20 protein-coding genes are annotated in these 19,918 nt (G+C 67.6%); 9 read left to right on the forward strand and 11 right to left on the reverse strand.

Translation table 11 applies throughout. The features are described from left to right. Positions 1–45: 45 nt before the first annotated feature. The 5 genes from AC1Q9M_RS15755 to AC1Q9M_RS15775 are packed head-to-tail and all read left to right on the forward strand — an operon-like array spanning position 46 to position 5,368. Positions 46–1,098, forward strand: coding sequence for a 2,5-dihydroxypyridine 5,6-dioxygenase NicX family protein (locus AC1Q9M_RS15755; protein ID WP_492434560.1), 1,053 nt, complete (start codon positions 46–48; stop codon positions 1,096–1,098). Next, entirely contained in the window at positions 1,095–1,889 is a 795-nt protein-coding gene (locus tag AC1Q9M_RS15760; protein WP_382322698.1) for an alpha/beta fold hydrolase, read from the forward strand. The genes AC1Q9M_RS15755 and AC1Q9M_RS15760 overlap by 4 nt, the downstream gene beginning before the upstream one ends. A 22-nt stretch (positions 1,890–1,911) precedes the next feature. Then, positions 1,912–3,153, forward strand: a complete 1,242-nt coding sequence (locus AC1Q9M_RS15765; protein ID WP_492434561.1) for a serine hydrolase domain-containing protein — start codon at positions 1,912–1,914, stop codon at positions 3,151–3,153. Positions 3,154–3,188: 35 nt separating this feature from the next. After that, complete coding sequence (locus AC1Q9M_RS15770; RefSeq protein ID WP_492434562.1) at positions 3,189–4,445, forward strand: acyl-CoA dehydrogenase family protein; 1,257 nt, start codon at positions 3,189–3,191, stop codon at positions 4,443–4,445. Positions 4,446–4,486: 41 nt separating this feature from the next. Further along, positions 4,487–5,368 carry a M14 family murein peptide amidase A gene (locus AC1Q9M_RS15775; RefSeq protein WP_382163472.1) on the forward strand — a complete coding sequence of 294 codons (882 nt, stop codon included), beginning with the start codon at positions 4,487–4,489 and terminating at the stop codon, positions 5,366–5,368. A gap of 4 nt (positions 5,369–5,372) precedes the next feature. On the opposite strand, the gene AC1Q9M_RS15780 is transcribed toward AC1Q9M_RS15775, so the two are convergent. After that, entirely contained in the window at positions 5,373–6,320 is a 948-nt protein-coding gene (locus tag AC1Q9M_RS15780) for a LysR family transcriptional regulator (RefSeq protein WP_382322702.1), read from the reverse strand. A 98-nt stretch (positions 6,321–6,418) separates the two neighbouring features. Between AC1Q9M_RS15780 and AC1Q9M_RS15785 the strand changes: the two genes are divergently transcribed. Then, positions 6,419–7,585, forward strand: coding sequence for a mandelate racemase/muconate lactonizing enzyme family protein (locus tag AC1Q9M_RS15785; RefSeq protein ID WP_492434563.1), 1,167 nt, complete (start codon positions 6,419–6,421; stop codon positions 7,583–7,585). A 601-nt stretch (positions 7,586–8,186) separates the two neighbouring features. Here the strand turns inward: AC1Q9M_RS15785 and AC1Q9M_RS15790 are convergent. The 3 genes from AC1Q9M_RS15790 to AC1Q9M_RS15800 all read right to left on the reverse strand — a co-directional run bounded on the left by AC1Q9M_RS15790 (position 8,187) and on the right by AC1Q9M_RS15800 (position 10,512). Beyond that, positions 8,187–8,504: a hypothetical protein gene (locus AC1Q9M_RS15790; RefSeq protein ID WP_492434564.1), complete on the reverse strand. Its 318-nt coding sequence runs from the start codon at positions 8,502–8,504 to the stop codon at positions 8,187–8,189. 13 nt (positions 8,505–8,517) lie between these two features. Beyond that, positions 8,518–8,952 (reverse strand): hypothetical protein, encoded by a 435-nt coding sequence (locus AC1Q9M_RS15795; protein ID WP_492434565.1) that lies wholly within the window; start codon positions 8,950–8,952, stop codon positions 8,518–8,520. A gap of 207 nt (positions 8,953–9,159) precedes the next feature. Beyond that, positions 9,160–10,512 (reverse strand): D-amino acid dehydrogenase, encoded by a 1,353-nt coding sequence (locus tag AC1Q9M_RS15800; RefSeq protein WP_492434566.1) that lies wholly within the window; start codon positions 10,510–10,512, stop codon positions 9,160–9,162. Positions 10,513–10,665: 153 nt separating this feature from the next. Between AC1Q9M_RS15800 and AC1Q9M_RS15805 the strand changes: the two genes are divergently transcribed. Then, positions 10,666–11,595: a LysR family transcriptional regulator ArgP gene (locus AC1Q9M_RS15805; RefSeq protein WP_382322707.1), complete on the forward strand. Its 930-nt coding sequence runs from the start codon at positions 10,666–10,668 to the stop codon at positions 11,593–11,595. Positions 11,596–11,694: 99 nt separating this feature from the next. Then, complete coding sequence (locus AC1Q9M_RS15810) at positions 11,695–12,342, forward strand: TetR/AcrR family transcriptional regulator (protein ID WP_382163460.1); 648 nt, start codon at positions 11,695–11,697, stop codon at positions 12,340–12,342. Between the two features lie 68 nt (positions 12,343–12,410). Here AC1Q9M_RS15810 and AC1Q9M_RS15815 read toward each other — a convergent pair whose 3' ends face one another. The 3 genes from AC1Q9M_RS15815 to AC1Q9M_RS15825 form a co-directional block, all read right to left on the reverse strand. Next, a complete protein-coding gene (locus AC1Q9M_RS15815) occupies positions 12,411–12,833 on the reverse strand; it encodes a universal stress protein (RefSeq protein ID WP_291120438.1) in 423 nt (140 codons plus the stop codon). Positions 12,834–12,902: 69 nt separating this feature from the next. After that, positions 12,903–13,700, reverse strand: a complete 798-nt coding sequence (locus tag AC1Q9M_RS15820) for a metallophosphoesterase (protein WP_382163458.1) — start codon at positions 13,698–13,700, stop codon at positions 12,903–12,905. A gap of 23 nt (positions 13,701–13,723) precedes the next feature. Continuing rightward, positions 13,724–14,731, reverse strand: coding sequence for a LysR family transcriptional regulator (locus AC1Q9M_RS15825; protein WP_492434742.1), 1,008 nt, complete (start codon positions 14,729–14,731; stop codon positions 13,724–13,726). Between the two features lie 105 nt (positions 14,732–14,836). Between AC1Q9M_RS15825 and AC1Q9M_RS15830 the strand changes: the two genes are divergently transcribed. Further along, positions 14,837–15,412: a hypothetical protein gene (locus tag AC1Q9M_RS15830; RefSeq protein WP_382322708.1), complete on the forward strand. Its 576-nt coding sequence runs from the start codon at positions 14,837–14,839 to the stop codon at positions 15,410–15,412. Positions 15,413–15,539: 127 nt separating this feature from the next. Here the strand turns inward: AC1Q9M_RS15830 and AC1Q9M_RS15835 are convergent, their stop codons facing one another. The 4 genes from AC1Q9M_RS15835 to AC1Q9M_RS15850 form a co-directional block, all read right to left on the reverse strand. Further along, on the reverse strand, positions 15,540–17,399 hold the full coding sequence (locus tag AC1Q9M_RS15835) for a phosphoenolpyruvate carboxykinase (GTP) (protein ID WP_382163452.1): 1,860 nt from the start codon (positions 17,397–17,399) through the stop codon (positions 15,540–15,542). A gap of 369 nt (positions 17,400–17,768) precedes the next feature. Beyond that, complete coding sequence (locus tag AC1Q9M_RS15840) at positions 17,769–17,912, reverse strand: hypothetical protein (protein ID WP_382163450.1); 144 nt, start codon at positions 17,910–17,912, stop codon at positions 17,769–17,771. Positions 17,913–17,972: 60 nt separating this feature from the next. Then, positions 17,973–18,401, reverse strand: a complete 429-nt coding sequence (locus AC1Q9M_RS15845; protein ID WP_382322709.1) for a PaaI family thioesterase — start codon at positions 18,399–18,401, stop codon at positions 17,973–17,975. A gap of 4 nt (positions 18,402–18,405) precedes the next feature. Then, complete coding sequence (locus tag AC1Q9M_RS15850) at positions 18,406–19,866, reverse strand: mechanosensitive ion channel (RefSeq protein WP_382322710.1); 1,461 nt, start codon at positions 19,864–19,866, stop codon at positions 18,406–18,408. Between the last annotated feature and the right edge of the window lie 52 nt (positions 19,867–19,918).

The raw sequence follows: 19,918 nt of genomic DNA on the forward strand, positions 1-19,918 counted from the left end.
GGCTGCAAGACCCTGACGCGGTCCGGCCCAAGACAAGGAAAGCCCATGCTGCAGGAGCGGACCGAACCCGCCTGGATCGATGCCTTCGAAACCGTGCTGCGCCGCTGCGCGGTGCAAACCGGCGATACGGTGGCCATTCTCGGCGAAAGCCAGAGCCGGCCCGTGCTGATGGAACTGGCGCGGCTCGCGGCGGCCCGCCTGGGGGCGCGCAGCTTCACGCTCACGCTGCCCTCGGTGTTCAGCACCGGCGAGCCGGTCTCGCGCTCCACCGGCGCCAGCCCTGCCCTGCAGCAACTCGCGCCGGTGATTGCCGCGCTGTCGGGTTGCACGCTGGTGGTGGACTGCACGGTCGAGGGCCTGATGCACGCGCCCGAGTTGCCCGCCATCCTGAAAGGCAATGGCTTCACCCAGCCGCGCGTCGTCTACGTGAGCAACGAACACCCCGAGGCGCTGGTGCGGCTGCTGCCCGACGACGCGACCGAGGCGCGCGTGAAAGACCACGTGAAACGGGTGCGCGGCGCCCAGGCCTTGCGCGTGAGCTCCGCCGCCGGCACCGACCTCACCATCTCGCTGCAGGGGGCGGTGGTGGGTGGCAACTGGGGCAGCACCACACGCGCCGGCACGCTCACGCACTGGCCCGGTGGCATGGTGCTGGCCTTTCCGGCGGCCGGCAGCGTCCACGGCACGCTGGTGCTGGCCGAGGGCGACGTGAACCTCACCTTCAAGCGCTACATCGAGCGCGCCATCACAATGACCATCGAGAACGACCACGTGACGCGCATCGACGGCAGCGGTGTGGACGCCGAGCTGCTGCGCAGCCACTACGCGGCCTGGAACGAGAAGGAGGCCTACGCGGTGAGCCATGTCGGATACGGCCTCAACGAAGCCGCGCGCTGGGACAGCATGGCGCTCTACGACAAGCGCGATTTCAACGGCACCGAATTGCGCGCCTTCGCGGGCAACTTCCTCTACAGCACCGGCGCCAACGAAGTGGCCGGGCGCCACACGCGCGGTCACTTCGACTTCCCCCTGCGCGGCTGCACGGTGGCGCTGGATGGCCGTGTGGTGGTCGACGCCGGCCGGGTGGTGGCCGCATGATCCCGCGCTTCACGACCCTGGGCAGCGGGCCCACCGTGCTGATGCTGCACGGCATCGGCGGCGGCCACGTCGCGTTCGCGCCGCAGGTGGAAACGCTGGCCGCCGCGGGTTACCGCGCGGTGGCCTGGGACATGCCGGGCTACGGCCACAGCGCGCCCATCGAGCCCTACACCTTCAAGGGCCTGGCGCAGAGCTGCATCGACCTGATCGATGCGCTGCAATGCGAGCACGTGGTGCTGCTGGGCCACAGCATGGGCGGCATGGTGGCGCAGGAGGTGGTGGCGCGCCGGCCCGAGCGCGTGAGCCGGCTGGTGCTCTGCGGCACCTCGGCCGCCTTCGGCAAGCGCACCGACGGCCGCAGCGCCGACGCCTGGGCGCAGCAGTTCATCGCCCAGCGCACCGCGCCGCTGGACGCGGGCCAGAGCATGGCCGAGGTGGCGCAGCGGCTGGTGCCGCAGATGGTCGGCCCTGGCTCCCTGCCCGAAGGCCTGCGCCTGGCCGAGCACTGCATGGCCGGCGTGCCCGCCGCCACCTACCGCCGCGCGCTGGATTGCCTGGTCACCTTCGACCGCCAGGCCGCGCTGGGCGACATTCGCGTGCCCACGCTGCTGATCGGCGGCGAGTTCGACCGCGTCGCCGCGCCCGCGGTGATGAAGCAGATGGCCGAGGCCATTCCCGACGCGCGCTACGCCGAACTCAAAGGCATCGGCCACCTGATGAACCTGGAGGCGCCCGACGACTTCGACGCGCTGCTGCTCGACTTCCTGGCGCAGACGCGCGCGCTGCACTGAGCGGCACTTTCCAAGGCGGTCCATGCGGCGAATCCACCTTGCTCTGGCCACCGCTCTGGTGCTGGCCGCGCTGGGGGCCGGGGCCGAGCCCGACGAGGCGCTGCTGGGCAAGGCCCAGGGGTATCCGGTGGGCAACGCCACCACCTGGGGCAACAACCCCTACCGCGTCGGGTCCTGGTCGGCGCTGGACCGTGTGCCGGGCGTGCACGTGGCCCGGGTGGCGCCGGCATCGCACGCGCGGCCGCTGCCCGCCATGGCCGCGCCGCCCGCCGTGCACTACCGCCACCGCGAGCACAGCTACTCGCTGGACGACTACCTGGAGCACCAGCGCGCCACCGGCCTGCTCATCCTCAAGGACGGGCAGATCGTGGCGGAGCGCTACCGCTACGGCCGCGAACCCGGCGCGCGCTTCCTGTCCTTCTCCATGGCCAAGAGCGTGACCTCGCTGCTGGTGGGCATCGCCCAGGCCAAGGGCCTCATCGCCTCGCTCGACGACCCGGCGGAGAAATACGCGCCCGCGCTGGCGGGCACGCCCTACGGCGCCACGCACCTGCGGCACCTGCTCACCATGACCTCGGGCCTGCAGTTCAGCGAGCGCTACGACGGCAACGACGACGTGACGCGCCTGGCCGTGGCCTTCATGCAGTCGCCCCGCGGAGCCATGGAGGTGTTGCAGACCATCACGCAGCGCAACGCGCCGCCCGGCGAGCGCTTCGCCTACGCCAGCGGCGAAACCGAGGTGCTGGGCTACGTGTTGCGCGGCGCCACCGGCCAAGGCCTGGCCGCGCTGACCCAGGCCTGGCTGTGGCAGCCCATGGGTGCCGAGCACGAGGCGTTCTGGCGCACCGGCGGCGACGGACAGGAAGGCGCCTTCGCCTTCTTCAACGCCTCGCTGCGCGACTGGGGCCGCCTGGGCGTGCTGCTGGCCGACAACGGCCGCGTGGGTGAGCACCAGGTGGTGCCGCGCGACTACCTGATGGACGCCACCGACGAGTACCGACAGAGCCACGCGCTGCGGCCCGGCCGCAGCATCCCCTATTACGGCTACGGCTACCAGTTCTGGCTGCTGCCCTTCAAGGAGCGCACCTTCCTCATGCGCGGCGTGCACGGGCAGCACCTGTTCGTGCAACCCGCCAGCGGCCTCGTGATGGTCGTCACCTCGGCCTGGGAGCACCCCGGCGGTGGCGGGGACGACAACGCCCGGACCGAGACCGACGCGCTCTGGCGCGGCGTGCTGGCCTCGCTCGGCGGGCGCATCGACTGATCCTTCTTCCCCCCTCGTTTTCAAGGGACACACCCATGGACGCCTTCCCCTCCCTGAGCTTCACCCCCGCCGTGGGCGACCTGCCCTTCACGCCGCTGCAGCGTGAGCTGCTCCAGCGCGCCCACACGCTCGGCCGCGGCCGCTTCGCCGCGCGCGCGCCGCAATGGGACCGCGAGGCCAGCTTCCCGTTCGCCAACTACGACGACCTGCGCGAGGCCGGCTTCCTCCGGCTCTGCGTGCCCACCGCACACGGCGGCCTGGGCGCCGACTACGCCACCTACATGATGGTGGCCGCCGAGATCGGCCGCTTCTGCGGTGCCACCGCGCTCACCTGGAACATGCACATCTGCAGCACCATGTGGACCGGCGTGCTGGCCGACGGCATCGCCATGACCGAGGCGCAGCGCGCCGAACACCTGGCGCGGCGCGAGTTGCACTTCCAGCGCATCGTGAACGAGGGCGCGGTCTACGCCCAGCCCTTCAGCGAAGGCAGCGCCGCCGCCGCCGGCCGCGCGCCCTTCGGTACCACCGCGAAGAAGGTCGAGGGCGGCTGGCTGGTCAACGGCCGCAAGATCTTCGCCAGCCTCTCGGGCGCGGCCGACTACTACGGCATCCTCTGCACCGAAGACAAGGGCGACGACCACCCCGACGCGCGCGACACGCTCTACATCAGCGTGCCCGCCACCAGCGCGGGCTTCTCCATCAGCGGCGAATGGGACCCGCTGGGCATGCGCGGCACCGTCAGCCGCAACCTCGCGTTTAAGGACGTGTTCGTGAGCGACGCCGAACAGCTCATGCCGCGCGGCATCTACTTCAAGGGCGCGCAGACCTGGCCCGCCATGTTCTTCACGCTCTCGCCCACCTACCTGGGCATCGCCACCGCGGCCTACGACTTCACGGTGAAGTACCTGCGCGGCGAGGTCGAGGGCGAGCCGCCGGTGAAGCGCCGCCAGTACCCCACCAAACAGATCGCGGTGGCGCAGATGCGCATCCAGCTCGAAAGCATGAAGAGCCTCTTCCAACGCGCCATCACCGAGGCCAAGCCCAACCCCACGAAGGACGAGAAGCTGCGCCTGTACGCCGCCCACTACAGCGTGATGGAAGGCGCCAACGACATCGCGCGCCTGGCCATCCGCACCTGCGGCGGCCAGAGCATGATGAAACACCTGCCGCTGGAGCGCCTGTACCGCGACAGCCGCTGCGGCGCGCTCATGCTGCCCTGGACCGCCGAACTCATCCTCGACCGCATGGGGCGCGAGACGCTGTACGAGGCCGGCGAGCGCGACGAATGAACGGGGAACGAATGGCGGGGCCGGGCTCCTAGAATGCCGGGATGTTCCAAGCCCGCCGGTTCCCTTCCGTTCTGCCGCTGTGCCTGGCGCTGCTGGGCCTGTTGACCACCCCCGCCCAGGCGGCGCCGGCCCACCCCTGCGAGGCCCTGGTCGCGCGCCTGCCCAACCTCAAGCGGGCGCTGTGCGACGCGGCCGAACTCAAGGCCACGCCCGGCCGCTCGGTGCAGGGCCGCACGATCTACGCGCGCGACGTGAGCGCGCCCGACGCGAAGCTGCGCGTGCTGGTGGTGGGCGCGATGCACGGCGACGAACTCTCGTCCGCCGCCGTGGCCCTGCACTGGATCCAGCACGCCGTGCAGATGCCGGCCAACGCGCACTGGCGCTTCATCCCCGCGCTCAACCCCGACGGCCTGCTGGCCCGCCCCGCGCGGCGCACCAACGCCAACGGCGTGGATCTCAACCGCAACTTTCCCACGCCCAACTGGCAACGCGAAGCCAAGGTGTACTGGGAGCAGCGCACCCGCAAGGACCCGCGCCGCTGGCCGGGCTCGAGCCCGCTGTCCGAGCCCGAATCGCGCTTCCTGCACGACGAGATGGCGCGCTTCCAGCCCCACCTCATCGTCAGCATCCACGCGCCCTATGGCGTGCTCGACTTCGACGGCCCGGGCGTGCCGCCGCCCAAGCTCGGGCGCCTGTACCTCGACCAGGTCGGCATCTTCCCCGGCAGCCTGGGCAACTACGGTGGCGTGCACCAGGGCATGCCGGTGGTCACGGTGGAACTGCCCAGCGCGCTGCGCACGCCGCTGGACGCAGAGATGCGCCAGATGTGGATGGACATGCAGCGCTGGATGGGCGAGCGCCTGCGCCCCGAGGACGCCGCGCCGATCGTGCTGCCGGTGAAGACCGCCCGCAAGACCGGCTGAAGGGTCAGGGCGCGGGAGTGGCCGCGTTGCCGCGCACCAGCGACCACAGCGCTTCGGCCGACTCGGTCATCTCCATCGGCTGGCGGTACAGGCGGATCTGCATCGCCAGCGCCCATTCCTCCCCACCGGCGACCACGAGCTGACCGCCCGCGAGCTCGGCCGCCACCAGGCTGCGCGGCAGCCACGCGATGCCCCGGCCTTCCAGCGCCATCGCCTTGAGCACCACCGCGTGGTGCGCGGCGAACACCGTGTGGTGGGGCACCTCACCACCGAGCAGCGGGCGCAGGCAGGCCTGCAGCATGCGGCCCAGGCCCGACGAGGCGTGGTACGCGAGGATGGGCAGGGGCTCCTGCGCGGGCGTGGGTTCGCCCAGGCGGAAGGCGGGCGTGCCATCGGGCCGCGCGGCCGCGACGGGCAGCAGCGTCTCTTCGCCGATGGGGTGCATGGGGTGGCCCGAAGCCTCCAGCCGGCCCGGCACCTCGGGATGTCCATAACAGAGCAGGAACTGCACACTGCGCTGCAGCATCAGGTCTTCGCAGGCCTCCAGGTTGTTGGAATGCATCTGCACCGTGCGCGGGCCCAGCGTCTGCTCCACGCGCGAGAACCACGATGGAAAAAATGCCAGCGAGAGCAGGTGCGTGGCCGCGAAACGCAGGCCGGCCGCGGCCTCGTCGTGCGCTGCGCGCGCCAGGCTGCGCGCCGACTCCAGCCGGCCCAGCAGGTCTTCGAGCAGCGGTTTGAAGCGTTGACCGGCCGGCGTGAGCACGGCGGGGTGCGCGCTGCGGTCGAACAGCGGCACGCCCGCCCATTCTTCCAGTGACTTGATGTGGCGGCTGAAAGCCGGTTGCGCGATGTGGCGCGCCTGCGCCGCGCGCGAGAAATTGCCGCTCTCGGCCAGCGCGAGGAAATCCTCCAGCCAGTCGAGGTCAAGGGGTCGGTTGCCGGGGCCCATGGGCGAGAGATAGTTGTATGCGATTCGGGTATTGGACGCCGTGCGGTCCGCCGGGAATGATGCCACCCATTGCTTCTTCCTTCACCCCCAACAGCACCATGAAAATCGTCGACATCGCCGAATCCACCCGCCCCATCAAGTCGGACATCCGCAACGCCTACATCGACTTCTCCAAGATGACCCTGAGCCTGGTGGCCGTGGTCACCGACGTGATCCGCGACGGCAAACCCGTGATTGGCTACGGCTTCAACTCCAACGGCCGCTACGGCCAGGGCGGCCTGATCCGCGACCGCTTCCGCCCGCGCGTGCTCGAAGCCGAGCCGGCCAGCCTGCTCGACGCCACCGGCGACAACCTCGACCCGCACAAGGTCTGGGCGCAGATGATGATCAACGAAAAACCCGGCGGCCACGGCGAACGCTCGGTGGCCGTGGGCACCATCGACATGGCCGTGTGGGACGCCGTCGCCAAGATCGCCAACCAGCCGCTGTACCAACTGCTCGCCGAGCGCTACGGCAACGGCACACCCGACCCGCGCGTGTTCGTCTACGCCGCCGGCGGCTACTACCACCCCGGCAAGGGCCTCGATGGCCTGCGCAAGGAGATGGAAAGTTACCTGGAGCGCGGTTATTCGGTGGTGAAGATGAAGATCGGCGGTGCTTCGCTTGCCGACGACTGCGAGCGCATCGAATCCGTGCTCAAGATCCTCGGCCCCGGCCAGCAGCTCGCGGTGGACGCGAACGGCCGCTTCGACCTGAAGACCGCGATCGACTACGGCAAGGCGATGTCGCAGTACCCGCTGTTCTGGTACGAAGAAGCCGGCGACCCGCTGGACTACGAACTGCAGGCCGAACTCGGCAAGGTGTATGCCGGCCCCATGGCCACGGGCGAAAACCTGTTCTCCATGCAAGATGCGCGCAACCTGATCCGCCACGGCGGCATGCGCCCGGACCGCGACTGGCTGCAGTTCGACTGCGCGCTGAGCTACGGCCTGGTGGAGTACCTGCGCACGCTGGAGATGCTCAAGCAACACGGCTGGTCACCCAGCCGTTGCATCCCCCACGGCGGCCACCAGATGTCGCTCGCCATCGCGGCCGGCCTGGGCCTGGGTGGCAACGAGAGCTACCCGGATCTGTTCCAGCCGTATGGCGGTTTCCCCGATGGGGTGAAGGTGGAGCAGGGTTATGTGAGCTTGCCCCCGCTGCCGGGGATCGGGTTTGAGGGCAAGTCGGATCTCATTTCGGAGATGCGGGCGCTGGCAAGTTGAGCCCGTCTGCCATCGGAGCGAATGGCATGGGCACTCGCCTTCTCTTGCGCACGATGACGGGAGCGGGTTGTGGCTGGGGTTGCTGAAAGCCTGAAGACGGGCGATGGTCGTTCTGCGCGCTCTCTGCCTTGCGAAGGGCCGTGCGCACCTTGGCGGCATTCTCTGCGCCGCGAGCAGGCTCACCGTTTCTCTGAGTCGTCAGATTGAGGGGAGGTGTCCTGTTCGAAGCTCTTTTTGCCTTCCTCCAACCCATAGGATCGTTTGTGAATGGAGAGAGCCCCACGGATTCTGTAGCGGCAAGCTCCTATTAATCGATCGAATTATCAGATTGAGAATCGGACTTAGGTGATTCATAACTCTTTTTTGCTTTGCGCCATCCAAGAGGATCATGTGTAAAAGCTCTTAGATCCAGTGTTGCCGATTTTGAGGAAAATGCAGCAAAGCCCATGAGAGTCATGCCAACGAAGACTCCAAAAACCACTATCCATGGGTGTGGCTAAAAATAGAGCGGGCCAAAGGCAAGGACGACCCCAGCAAGCCCAATGCTTAGTGATGTGAGCGACTTTAAATTTCCATTTTTGTCCCGCAACGATTTCATTTTTCATCCTTCATTTTTTTGCAAAGTTTTATTCCATTGATCATTTATCCAGTCATTGAAGGGTTGACTGCTTTTTGAATTTTTCCATGCCTCTACAACTTCATTTGTTATTGGGGCGGCAAGAGGAAGTTTGTTGTCAATTTGATATTGGGCCAACTGCAAAAGCGTATCTTGCAGTCCTTTCCCCATGTCTGGCCTTGCGGCCTGTTCCAGAACACCGGCGACAAATCCCACGCCCGTAGCCGTCACTGCGGTTGCCGCTGCTCCCGGCTGATGAGGACCAGGGACAGTTGCCGCAGCCGTGGAGCTTGCTGCAACCACACCCGCTACTCGGCTAGTACCCGCGCTCCATCAAGGCCTGTTGGGCGCGGCCTGCGGCAACGTTGACCCCTTCGATGCCCAGGCATCGGCCGATGGCAGGATCGTGGCCGGCGATCAAGCCATCGAGTGCCCACTGAAAGGACCCGCTCGAATCACCGGTCAATGCGACTTCGTGGATGGGCAGACAACGAGCCTCGACCTCTGGCCACGGTTTGAGCGGTTCAAGTGCTGGTGGTGGCGGTGCCTTGGGCTCGGCCTGAAGCTGCCTACGCTGCGCGCTTTCGCGCTCCTGCTGCAAGCGCTCTTGCTGTTCACCCTGCTGACGCAGCCCTTGCGATGGCGCCGTCGGCGCTTGCGCGTGCGCAGTTCCCGCCATGCTCCCTAAGAGCAACACCGCCCAGCTCAGTGCATGCCGACGAATGTCCTGCTCATGGATGCCCTTGCGCATCCCTCCCACGTGCAACCAATTCACATCCCACCCCAGATCTGTTGTTCCAGAACGGGGAAGTCAGATGGTCGTTAAGCTTTTGGCCGCGTCATCGTTCCTCCCCGAAGAGCGCGGAGTTTTTAAGTGCGACTTGGGCTTGTGGGATGAAAGTGCCGGAGTGCAGTGTTTGAACTACAAAGTGACTGAAAGGGGGACCAAAACGATTTGTCAGCTGCGTGACGTTGTTTGCAACCGCCGCACGCCAGCCGGCGCGGTCGCCTGCGTGCGGGTTCCCATGCCCTGGAACCCGAAGTTCATCGCTGGTTGCTCACCGTGGATGAGTTCTGCAATCGCTTTGCCGGAGCCCGCGCCATGCGTCCAGCCCAGCGTGCCGTGGCCGGCGTTGATCCACAGCTTGCGCAGCTTGGTGCGGCCGATCAAGGGGATGTTCGTCGGCGTGGCGGGGCGCAGGCCGCACCAGAACTGCGGGTCACCGCCTTCGTCGGCCGTGCGGGTGTCGGCCACACCGGGGAACACCTGTTCGATGCGGCGCACCAGCATGTCGCAGCGCTTGCGCGCCAGCGGCGTGTCGAGCGAGAGATCGAAGCCGCCGAGTTCGATGGTGCCGGCCACACGCAGCTGGTTGCCCAGCCGCGAGACGGCGCATTTCATCTGGTCGTCGAGCAGGCTCACAGAGGGCGCGCGCTCGGGGTTCAACAGGGGCAGGGTGGCGCTGTAGCCTTTGCCAGGGTAGATCGGCACGTTCACACCCACCGAGGCGAGCAGCGGCGTGGAGTACGAGCCACAGGCCACGACGAAGGCGTCGGCCTTGAGCACGCTGGCCAGGCCGGTGATGCGGTCGCGCACGCGCACCTGGCGCACTTCGCGGCCGTCGCTTTCCAACTGCTCGATGTCGTGGCCGAACAGCAGCCGCGCGCCGCGCTGGCCGCACAGGGCCGCGAGTTGCTGCGTGAACACGCGCGCGTCGCCCGATTCGTCGCTCTGGGTGTAGGTGCCACCGACGATGCGATCCCCAAAGGCCTGGAGCGCTGGTTCGATGGCAAGCAACTCTTCGCGAGTGACCACGCGGCGCTGCACGCCGAAGCGCTGCATCACCGCGGCCGCGTCGGCCGCGCCATCGAAGGATTTCTGGTCGGTGTAGTAGTGCGCGATGCCGCGCTCGAGGCGGTTGTATTCGATGCCGGTCTCGGCCACCACGTCCTTCAGGGCCGCATGGCTGTAGGCGCCCAGCGCCACCAGTTGCGCCACGTTGCGCACGAAGGCCTTGTCGTTGCACTGGGCCAGGAACTGCAGGCCCCAGCGCCATTGCGCCCAGTCGAGCTGTGGGCGGAACAGCAGCGGCGATTCGTCGGAGAACATCCACTTCAGGGTCTTCAGTGGCGCGTCCTTGTTGGCCCAGGGTTCGCAATAGCTCACCGAGATCTGCGCCGCGTTGGCGAAGCTGGTCTCCAGCGCGGCGTCCGGCTGCCGGTCGACCAGGGTGACCTCGTGGCCTCGCTGCAGCAGGTGCCACGCCGTGCTGATGCCGATGATGCCCGCGCCCAATACCGTGACTTGCATGATCCGCTCCACAAAAAAGGGGATGGTGAATGCGCCGCAGTATGGAAAATATCGGGTGCTTGGTGAAGTGAAATTAAACTAAAATCGCATTCATCAGAACGACTTATGTGCAGGCCACAAGCCGCGCACGCCGCTCTCTGCCGGAGGTTTCCCATGAGCACCTTTGATCCAGACGCCCTTGAATGCCTGGCCGCCATCATCGAAGAGGGCGGTTTCGAGCGCGCCGCGCAGCGCCTCTCGATCACGCAATCCGCCGTCTCGCAGCGCCTGCGCGCGCTGGAGGCGCAGGTCGGCACGGTGCTGATCGTGCGCAGCCGCCCGCTCAAACCCACAGCGGCGGGGCAGCTCATGCTCAAGCACGCCAAGATGATGCGGCTGCTGCGGGCCGATCTGGAGAAGGACCTCAAGGAGCTCGCGCCCAGTTCCACCGGCAACGGGCGCGACGACGAGCGCATCTCGGTGGCGATCAACGCCGACAGCATCGCCACCTGGGCCTTGCCCGCGCTCGACGCCCTGGCGCAGGGCGGCCTGCCGATCGAGATCATCACCGACGACCAGGAGTTCACCCACGAGTGGCTGCGCGAAGGCCAGGTGCTGGGCTGCGTGACCTCGCTGGGGCAGGCCTTGCGGGGCTGCAAGATGGAAGCCCTTGGCACCATGGACTATGTGGTGGTGGCGCAAGCCGCCTACGCCGCCGAGCATTTGCCCAAGGGCCTGAACGCGCACAACTTCCACAAGGTGCCCTTCGTGGCCTTCAACCGCAAGGACAACCTGCAGCACGGCTTCGTGTCCAAGGCCTTCGGTCTTTCGCGCGTGATGCTCAAGCAGTTGTTCGTGCCGTCCAGCGAAGGCCAGGTGCGCGCGGTGATGGCGGGCTGGGGCGTGAGTGTGTTGCCCGAACTGCGCGTGCGCGACCTGTTGGCCCGCGGCGAGCTGGTGAACCTCGCGCCGCGCCATCGGCTGGGCGTGGCGCTGCATTGGCATTGCTGGAACCTCAATTCCGACGTGCTCGATGCGCTGAGCACGGCCCTGCGCCGCGCCGCCGCCCACAACCTTCGAGGCGTCGAGGCGGTGGCGGCCTGAGGTCGGAAAACCCGTTCGGCCGAATGGTGACTCACCGGTCATGATGTCGACGCATGCGTCGATCTGATGCAGAATCCGGGACCAGTCACAAGGGCTTCCATGGTCAGCGCCGTCGCCAAATCCCCCGTTCTTCCGGTTCCCAAGCGCAGTTTCCGCGCGCAGATGCACCTGGCGCGCGAGGACGCGATCATCACGGCGGTGAACCGCCTGCTGGCCGAAAAGGGCTTCGAGGCCATGACCCTGGACGAGGTGGCGATCGAGGTCGGCATCGCCAAGGCCAGCCTCTACAAGCATTTTTCCAGCAAGGAAGACCTCGCGGCGGCGGCCATGGTGCGGGTGATGGAGCGCGCCCTGGCGTTTCTTGACAAGCTGCAGGGCGAGTCCACCGGCGCGCGACCGATCGACCAGCTCAAGGCCGTGGCGCGCTGGACGATGGAGGTGCAGCTGGCCGGTGAAATGCCGTCGCTGCCGAGCGAGAACTCCAGCCTGCGCGCCGCGCTGACCACCAACAAGGCCTATGTGGATGGCCTCATGGAGGTGAGCGAGCGCCTGGGCGCCTGGATCACGGCGGCGCAGGCCGACGGCAGCCTGAACCCGGCCCTGCCACCCATTGCCGTGCTCTACACCTTGTACGCACGCGCCTGCGACCCGGTGCTTGGTTTCCTCAAAGGCAGCGAGCAGTACGACAACGAACAGATCATCCAGATGGTGCTGAGCACCTGTTTCGACGGGCTGCGGGCGCGCTGACGGCGCTGGCCGCACGACCATGAAAAAGGGCCGCGGATGCGGCCCTTTCTGCGTGAGCGCGGGGGGTGTCAGCGCACCAGCAGCACCGGCACACCGCAGTGGGCCAGCACCTGCGTGGCGACCGAACCCATCACCAGGTTGCCCAGGGCGCTGTGGCCGTGCGAACCCATCACCAGCAGGTCGAACTTGCCGCCGTCGGCTGCCTTGGAAATCTGTTCGCCGGGCGAGCCGACCTTGTGGATCGCCTTGGCATCGATGCCATGGCGCTTGAGGAACTTGGCCACCGTGCCGGTGACCTTGGCGGATTCTTCCTCGTAGTACTCGTTGGCCGCCGCGGCGCCCACGGCCGCGCGTGCGCGGGGTGGCAGCGGGGCTTGCACGGTGATCATCGAGAAGCTGTTGTTCGAGCCGAACATCTCGCCGTGCGTGGCCAGGTAGGCCAGCATCTTCTTGGTGTAGGCGCTGCCATCGACAGCCAGCAGAATCTTCATAGGTTCTCTCCTTCTAGGTTGAATCAGTGCGCAGTGTATGTCCTTGGCGCACAAGGACCTTGCGCTGGCTCAAACCGCGGCAAGGCCCGGCCGCGCCGGCACGTCGATCAGCTGGTCCGGCAGAAAACCGTCCTGTTCGTTCTTCACCGCGTAGCCCAGCGGGTTGGCCACGATGCGGCAACGCCCGACCTGCACGTCCGTGGGGCAATGCAGGTGCCCGTGCAGCCAGAGGTCGGCCTGCGGCAGCCAGGCGTCCAGCCCGTTGCAGAAGCCGGCCGTGCCCGGGCTCAGGCCGTAGCGCGGGTCGGCGCTGTGCAGGGTGGGCGCGAAGTGGGTGACGACGACGGTGGGGCCGTCGAACGGTTCGGCCAGGGCGCCGCGCAGCCAGTGCTGGCACTCCAGGGCGAGGGCGCGCATGGCTTCGGCGTCGAACAGTTGCCCGTCGCGCTGGCCGGCCATCTTGACGAGGTAGTGGTTGGCGGCGCGGTAGGCCTTCTCGCGCTCGCCGAGCACGTCGTAGTCGCTCCACAGCGTGGTGCCCACGAAGCGCACGCCCTGCATCACGCGCGTCTCGCGCTCCAGCCAGATCAGGCCCAGGCGCTCGCAGGTCTCGCGCAGGCGGTCGTGGGCGTCGTCCACATCGAGCGCGTCGTACTCGTGGTTGCCCGGCACGAACAGCACCGGCACCGGCCAGTCGGCAAAACGGCCCAGGCCCCAGTCGGCTTCGTTCATGGCGCTGCCGTCGCGGCGCAGCTGGTACGAGCCGACATCCCCGGCCAGCACCAGCAGGTCGGCGCCCGGTGCCGGCATGGGCACAAAGTCGGGGTTGGCTTCGAGGTGCAGGTCGCTGAGCAGCTGGAGTTTCATGCGCGCATTGTGGTCCAGGGCGCTCAAGCCTTGGGCTTGCGGGGGCGTTGCGGCGGTGGTGCGTTGGTGGGTGGGGCAGGGCGAAAACCGATGTTGGCGGCGCGCGCCACCGTCTCCCGCAGCCAGCGGTGCGCCGTGTTCTGTGTGGCCTGGCGGTGCCACAGCGAGTCCACGTGCACGGGGGGCACCTGCAGGGGCAGGTCGCACAGGGCCAGCTCGTGCTCCATGCCGGTGGCGCCGACGAAGTGGCGCGGCAGCACCGTGAGCAGGTCGGTCGTGGCCACCACCCGGCCGGCGGTGAAGAACTGGTTGACGGTGATCATGACGCGGCGCTGGCGCGAGATGGCCGCGAGCGCCTCGTCCACGAAACCGAAGGGGCGGCCCGAGAAGCTCACCAGCATGTGGCGCGCATCGCAGTAGCTGTCCAGGCTCAGGGGCTGGCCGGCCAGCGGGTGCCCGCGCCGCATGACCACCACGTACTCGCCGTCGTACAGGCGCTGGTGGTGGAAGTGCGGGTCGTTTTCCTGCAGGTGCATGGCGCCCAGTTCGGCCAGCACGCCGGGAAAGTGCCCGATCGCCAGGTCCACCGTGCCCGACTCCAGCAGGCCGCGCGGGTCGCGCGTGGTCAGCGGCAGCACGCGCAGGTTCACGCCGGGCGCCTCGCTCTCCAGCAGGTCCATCAGCCCGGGGATGAGCTTGGCGGCGGTGGCGTCGGCCATGGCGAGCACGAAGGCGTTGCGCGCGCTCGCCGGGTCGAAGGCGCCCGGGGCGAGCGACTCGCGCAGCATGTGCAGGGCATCGCGCACCGTGGGCCACAGGGCCAGCGCCACCGGCGTGGGCTCCACCCCATAGCCCGAGCGGCGCACCAGCTCGTCGCCCATCACCTCGCGCAGGCGGCGCAGCGCGTTGCTCACCGCCGGCTGCGTCATGGCCAGGTTGTGGGCCGCGCGGGTGAGGCTGCGCTCGGTCATCACCTCGTCGAAGACGCGCAGGAGGTTCAGGTCGAGGGTTCGGAAATTCAGGCCATTTATCACCCGGGTGAATATAAGACATCACAAAGATAAAGTGGCTAAATACTAGGGCAAACCCTAATATTCGCTTGTCCAAAAGACATTTTTCTATTTCTGGAGTTCGCCATGAGCACATACGCATCCCTTCCTTCTGCCCCGCTGGGCCTGCGCCCGGCATCCACGCCCGCGCACAAGGGTGTCGACGGCATTCAGCGCCGCAACGACAGTGCGCGTGGTCTTTCCGTCATGCTGCTGGCCGCCGTCGTGGCCGCCATGGTCGTGGTCGCCGATCGCCTGATCAGCACCTGGGCCGATGGCCAGCTGTTCCTGGCCTGGGTCTTCCTGTGGGTCGTGGTCTTCGCCGGCATGGCCCTGTTTGCCGACACGGCCCGTTCGCTGGCCCGCCGCGCGGTGGTTTCGCTGGACGGCTGGTCGCAAGCCCTGGCCGAAGCGCGCGCCGAAACCCGTCTCTGGGAAATGGCCCGCATGGACCACCGCCTGATGAACGAGCTGATGGCCGCCCGCGCCCGCGCTGCGGACGAGAGCGAAGTCGAGGCCCCGGTGGCGCAGGCGACGTCCTTCACCGAAGCCCTGGAGCCGCTGGGTCTGCCCGAAGCCACCCGGGCCGCTGAACCGCAGGTGGGCTACTGGGAACGCCTGGGCACCGCCCGCGCGCGCAACCGCCTGATGTACTACATCTGAGCGTTCCACGCGCCCACAAAAAAGCCACCGGGTCCGGTGGCTTTTTTTTGCCCTGGCCGGTGGGTCCGGGGCGCGCCGGTGGGCCGCAGATCGTGCGGACCACCGGTGTGATCGAGTGCGGCCTGTCTCAGGCCGCCAGGCGCTTCTCGATCTGCGCTTTGGTCTCCTCGAGTTCCCGGGGCAAGTGGTAGGCCAGCTGGGTGAACAACTCGGCGTGCAGCTCGAGTTCCTGGGCCCAGGCGGCGCGGTCGATGTGGGTCACGGTGCGGTACTGGTCGGCGGAGAAGTCCAGGCCGTTCCAGTGGATGTCTTCGAAGCGCGGGCTCACGCCGAAGGCGTGTTCGGTGCCGGCGCCGGCCTGGCCTTCGAGGCGGTCGATCATCCACTTGAGCACGCGCATGTTCTCGCCGAAGCCGGGCCAGACGAACTTGCCGGCCTCGTCCTTGCGGAACCAGTTCACGCAGTAGATCGCCGGCAGCTTGGCGCCCTGGCTGGCCAGCTTGCCGCCCACGTCGAGCCAGTGCTGGAAGTAGTCGCTCATGTTGTAGCCCGTGAAGGGCAGCATGGCGAACGGGTCGCGGCGCACCACGCCTTGCGCGCCAAAGGCGGCAGCGGTGGTTTCCGAACCCATGGTGGCGGCCATGTAGACGCCTTCGGTCCAGTTGCGGGCCTCGGTCACCAGCGGCACGGTGGTCGAGCGGCGGCCGCCGAAGATGAAGGCGTCGATCGCCACGCCCTTGGGGTCGTCCCAGGCCGGGTCGAGTGCGGGGTTGTTGGTGGCGGCCACGGTGAAGCGCGCGTTCGGGTGGGCGGCCTTGGCGCCGGTTTCCTTGGCGATCTGGGGCGTCCAGTCCTTGCCTTGCCAGTCGATGGCGTGGGCCGGGGCTTCGCTCATGCCTTCCCACCACACGTCGCCGTCGTCGGTCAGCGCGACGTTGGTGAAGATCACGTCGCGGTCCAGGCTGGCCATGCAGTTCGGGTTGGTCGCCGTGTTGGTGCCCGGCGCCACGCCGAAGTAACCGGCTTCGGGGTTGATGGCGTACAGGCGGCCGTCCTTGCCGGGCTTGATCCAGGCGATGTCGTCGCCGATGGTCGTCACGCTCCAGCCCTCGAAGCCCTTGGGCGGGATCAGCATGGCGAAGTTGGTCTTGCCGCAGGCGCTGGGGAAGGCGGCGGCCACGTGGTACTTCTTGCCCTGGGGGTTGGTCACGCCCAGGATCAGCATGTGCTCGGCCAGCCAGCCCTGCTGGCGGCCCATGTTGGACGCGATGCGCAGCGCAAAGCACTTCTTGCCCAGCAGGGCGTTGCCGCCGTAGCCCGAGCCGTAGCTCCAGATCTCGCGCGTCTCGGGGTAGTGCACGATGTACTTGGTGGTCGGGTTGCAGGGCCAGGCGGTCTGATCGGTTTCGCCTTCGGCCAGCGGTGCGCCCACGGTGTGCACGCAGGGCACGAACTCGCCGTCGGCGCCGAGCACGTCGAACACGGCCTTGCCCATGCGGGTCATGAGCTTCATGTTGACCGCCACGTAGGCGCTGTCGGAGAGCTCGATGCCGATGTGGGCGATCGGGCTGCCCAGCGGGCCCATGCTGAACGGCACCACGTACATGGTGCGGCCGCGCATGCAGCCGTCAAACAGCGGCTGCAGGGTCGCGCGCATCTCGGCGGGCGCCTTCCAGTTGTTGGTCGGGCCGGCGTCTTCCTGTTTTTGCGAGCAGATGAAGGTGCGGTCTTCCACGCGCGCGACATCCGACGGGTCGGAGCAGGCGAGGAAGCTGTTGGGGCGCTTGACCGGGTCGAGCCTCTTGAGCGTGCCGGCGTCCACCAGCTGCTGGCACAGGCGGGCGTACTCCTCCTCGCTGCCATCGCACCAGTAGATGCTGTCGGGCTTGCACAAGGCGGCCATGTCGGCCACCCAGGCGATCAGCCGGGCGTTCTTGACATAGGAGGGGGTGTTGAGGGCCAGGCCCTGCATCACGGGTGAGTTCATGGAGTCGCTCCAGAAGTTTGTAAACCGGCATGCCTCAGAGACACCGACAGCCGCGGGCGTCATGCAGATGACGGGGCGGCTGTCCAAGGGGTCCCTTTGGCGAAAAAGGGCGGTCGGCGCGTGGGGGGCTGCGGTGCGGATGGCGGGGCAGCAGGGGGAGATGAAACCCGGGTCGGTGGATCCGGGCTTGATCAGCGTGTCGGCCAATGCCCCGATTTTAAGAAAGCGACCGCTCCGTTACGAGGCGGTTACATGCAAAACCCGCATAACGTGATGCATTAAACGGTTGGGCCGGGTGTGGGGCGGGGCGCCCAAAAAGAAAGGCCGAAGGCCCCGGCGGGCGTTCGGCCTGGCGGAACCCGGGCGGGTTCAGGCCATGTAGATCGCGATGAAAGCGAGCAGGAACATCAGCACGCCACCGGCGACCGGCAGCACGACGGGCATGTAGGGGACGATGGATTCCACCATGTCCTGGGGCTGGTCGTGGGGGGTGTGCTGCTGGTGCTGGGCCATGTGACGCTCCGTCGAAGGGTTCAAAACTCCCGGGATTTTACGGGATGCGGCGCGGCAGGTTCAGAGCAGGGCGTAGGTCGTGCTCGCGCGGCACACGCTTTTGCCGTCGCTGACCCCGCTGATGTCGATCTCGCCGAACACCAGGTTCTTGCCCGCGCGCACCACGCGCGCGGTGATGCGCGCGTCCTGACCGGAGAGCGGCTTGAGGAAGCTGGTGTTGAGCTGCACCGTGGTCATGGGCCGGCGGGTGCCGAGCTGGGTGACGATGGCCAGCACCATGGCGGTGTCGGCGGCCGACATCATGGCCTGGCCGCACAGCATGCCGCCCACGCGCGAGAGCTGGTCGCTCTGCGGCAGGCGCAGGGTGACTTCGCCGTCGGCGAAGGACTCGACCCGCAGGCCCATGGCCTGGATCCAGGGTGCGAACCAATCGGCCAGCAGGCCTTGAAGCAAATCAACGGTGACGGGGGTCTCGGGGTTCTGCGTCATGCGCTCAGTCCTCGCGGCGGAATTTGGAGAGCCAGTGGTCCATCAGCTTGCCGGCCGCTTCGCGCCCACCCAGACCGAAGGACAGCGCCACGGCCACGGCCACCGCACCCAGCGTGAGGCCGAAGGCCAGGTTGACGATGTCGTCGGCGATGCCCATGGCGCGCAGGCCCATGGCGATCACCAGCGCCAGGATGGCGTAGCGCCCGATGCGCGCCAGGCCCTTGGTGCCGGGGCCGCTGGCGCGGTCGATGGCGTCGTAGGCCAGGTTGGCGAGCCAGAAACCGATCACCAGGATGGCCGAGCCCAGCAGGATGTCGCCACCAAAGCGGATGAAGCTGGCCACGATGCTGCTGACCTGTCCGAAACCGAGCTGCGCGGCCGCCTCCACGGTGGCGAACAGCATGGCGAAGAACAACACGACCCGGCCCACGGCGGTGGAGGCGCTGGTCTTCTCGAAGGCATGGGCCATGTTCACGCGCGCGGGCAGGGTGTCAAAGCCCAGCGTGGCCAGCAGGGTCGCCAGCAGCTTGCTGGCGAACGAGGCCACCAGCCAGGTGACGACCAGGATCAGCGCGGCGGCGATCAGGTTGGGCACGGCCTGCAGCAGGGTGTTGAGCATGTCGGTGGCCGGGCGCGAGATGGCTTCGATCTTGAGCGCGTCGAGCGCGGCGATCAGCGACGGCAGGAACACCGCCACGAACACCAGCATGCCGATCACCCGCGAGAGCTGCACCGTGTCGGCCAGCCCGGCGCGGCTGCCGAGCTGGTCCACGCCGGCGGTGCGGCTCAGGTGGGTGGTGAGGTTGCGCAGCACCGTGGCCACGATCCAGCCCACGCCACCGATCACGAATGCGGCCACCGCGTTGGGCAGCATGTCCAGGGTCTTGGTGACCATGGCGCGCAGGGGGTCGAGCAGGCCGTCCATCTGCAGCGCGCCCAGGATGGCCGGCACGAACAGCAGGATCACCAGCCAGAACAGCGCGCCGGCGAGGCTGTCGCTGATGGGCGCCATGTCGGCGTGCTCCGAGAGCTTTTCGTCGAGCGTGGTCTTGTCCAGCAGCTTCTGTGAGAGCGCGCGCACCACGCCGGCCACCAGCCAGGCCACCAGCGCGAGCAACAGGCCACCCAGCAGGCGCGGCGCATATTCAAAGAGCTGGGTGGTGAAGACCGAAAACGGGCCGGAAACGATGGCGAGGTTCAGCGAGTTGAACACCGCCACCAGGGTGAGCAGGATCACGATCCAGAACAGCGCGAGAGCGACCGCGCCCTCGATGTCCACGCGCGTGTTGGTGAGTTTGCCGAAGCGGTGGTTGACGCCCACGAAGCCCAGGCTCTTGCGCGTCGCGGCGCGCACCAGCACCGCGATGAGCCAGCCCAGGATGAAGATGGCGAGCGCGCCGAGCAGTTGCGGGATGTGGGTGCCCAGCGTGCTTTGCAGCGAGTTCCACAGCGTGTTCGTGTCCATGCCCTACCTCCTGTCGCGTTGGCCGTTGATCGGCCGATGATGCCGGAGGCCT

It is taken from the genome of Hydrogenophaga sp. GW823-FHT04C09 (assembly GCF_058796355.1).

Excerpts from the sequence above, each read along its gene's own strand:
- AC1Q9M_RS15845 (WP_382322709.1), bottom strand. The coding sequence starts at position 18,401 with ATGACGCAGAACCCCGAGACCCCCGTCACCGTTGATTTGCTTCAAGGC.
- AC1Q9M_RS15835 (WP_382163452.1), bottom strand. The coding sequence starts at position 17,399 with ATGAACTCACCCGTGATGCAGGGCCTGGCCCTCAACACCCCCTCCTAT.
- AC1Q9M_RS15805 (WP_382322707.1), top strand. The coding sequence starts at position 10,666 with ATGAGCACCTTTGATCCAGACGCCCTTGAATGCCTGGCCGCCATCATC.
- AC1Q9M_RS15775 (WP_382163472.1), top strand. The coding sequence starts at position 4,487 with ATGTTCCAAGCCCGCCGGTTCCCTTCCGTTCTGCCGCTGTGCCTGGCG.
- AC1Q9M_RS15840 (WP_382163450.1), bottom strand. The coding sequence starts at position 17,912 with ATGGCCCAGCACCAGCAGCACACCCCCCACGACCAGCCCCAGGACATG.
- AC1Q9M_RS15800 (WP_492434566.1), bottom strand. The coding sequence starts at position 10,512 with ATGCAAGTCACGGTATTGGGCGCGGGCATCATCGGCATCAGCACGGCG.
- AC1Q9M_RS15820 (WP_382163458.1), bottom strand. The coding sequence starts at position 13,700 with ATGAAACTCCAGCTGCTCAGCGACCTGCACCTCGAAGCCAACCCCGAC.
- AC1Q9M_RS15785 (WP_492434563.1), top strand. The coding sequence starts at position 6,419 with ATGAAAATCGTCGACATCGCCGAATCCACCCGCCCCATCAAGTCGGAC.
- AC1Q9M_RS15850 (WP_382322710.1), bottom strand. The coding sequence starts at position 19,866 with ATGGACACGAACACGCTGTGGAACTCGCTGCAAAGCACGCTGGGCACC.
- AC1Q9M_RS15765 (WP_492434561.1), top strand. The coding sequence starts at position 1,912 with ATGCGGCGAATCCACCTTGCTCTGGCCACCGCTCTGGTGCTGGCCGCG.
- AC1Q9M_RS15755 (WP_492434560.1), top strand. The coding sequence starts at position 46 with ATGCTGCAGGAGCGGACCGAACCCGCCTGGATCGATGCCTTCGAAACC.
- AC1Q9M_RS15760 (WP_382322698.1), top strand. The coding sequence starts at position 1,095 with ATGATCCCGCGCTTCACGACCCTGGGCAGCGGGCCCACCGTGCTGATG.
- AC1Q9M_RS15830 (WP_382322708.1), top strand. The coding sequence starts at position 14,837 with ATGAGCACATACGCATCCCTTCCTTCTGCCCCGCTGGGCCTGCGCCCG.
- AC1Q9M_RS15795 (WP_492434565.1), bottom strand. The coding sequence starts at position 8,952 with ATGCGCAAGGGCATCCATGAGCAGGACATTCGTCGGCATGCACTGAGC.
- AC1Q9M_RS15780 (WP_382322702.1), bottom strand. The coding sequence starts at position 6,320 with ATGGGCCCCGGCAACCGACCCCTTGACCTCGACTGGCTGGAGGATTTC.
- AC1Q9M_RS15815 (WP_291120438.1), bottom strand. The coding sequence starts at position 12,833 with ATGAAGATTCTGCTGGCTGTCGATGGCAGCGCCTACACCAAGAAGATG.
- AC1Q9M_RS15770 (WP_492434562.1), top strand. The coding sequence starts at position 3,189 with ATGGACGCCTTCCCCTCCCTGAGCTTCACCCCCGCCGTGGGCGACCTG.
- AC1Q9M_RS15810 (WP_382163460.1), top strand. The coding sequence starts at position 11,695 with ATGGTCAGCGCCGTCGCCAAATCCCCCGTTCTTCCGGTTCCCAAGCGC.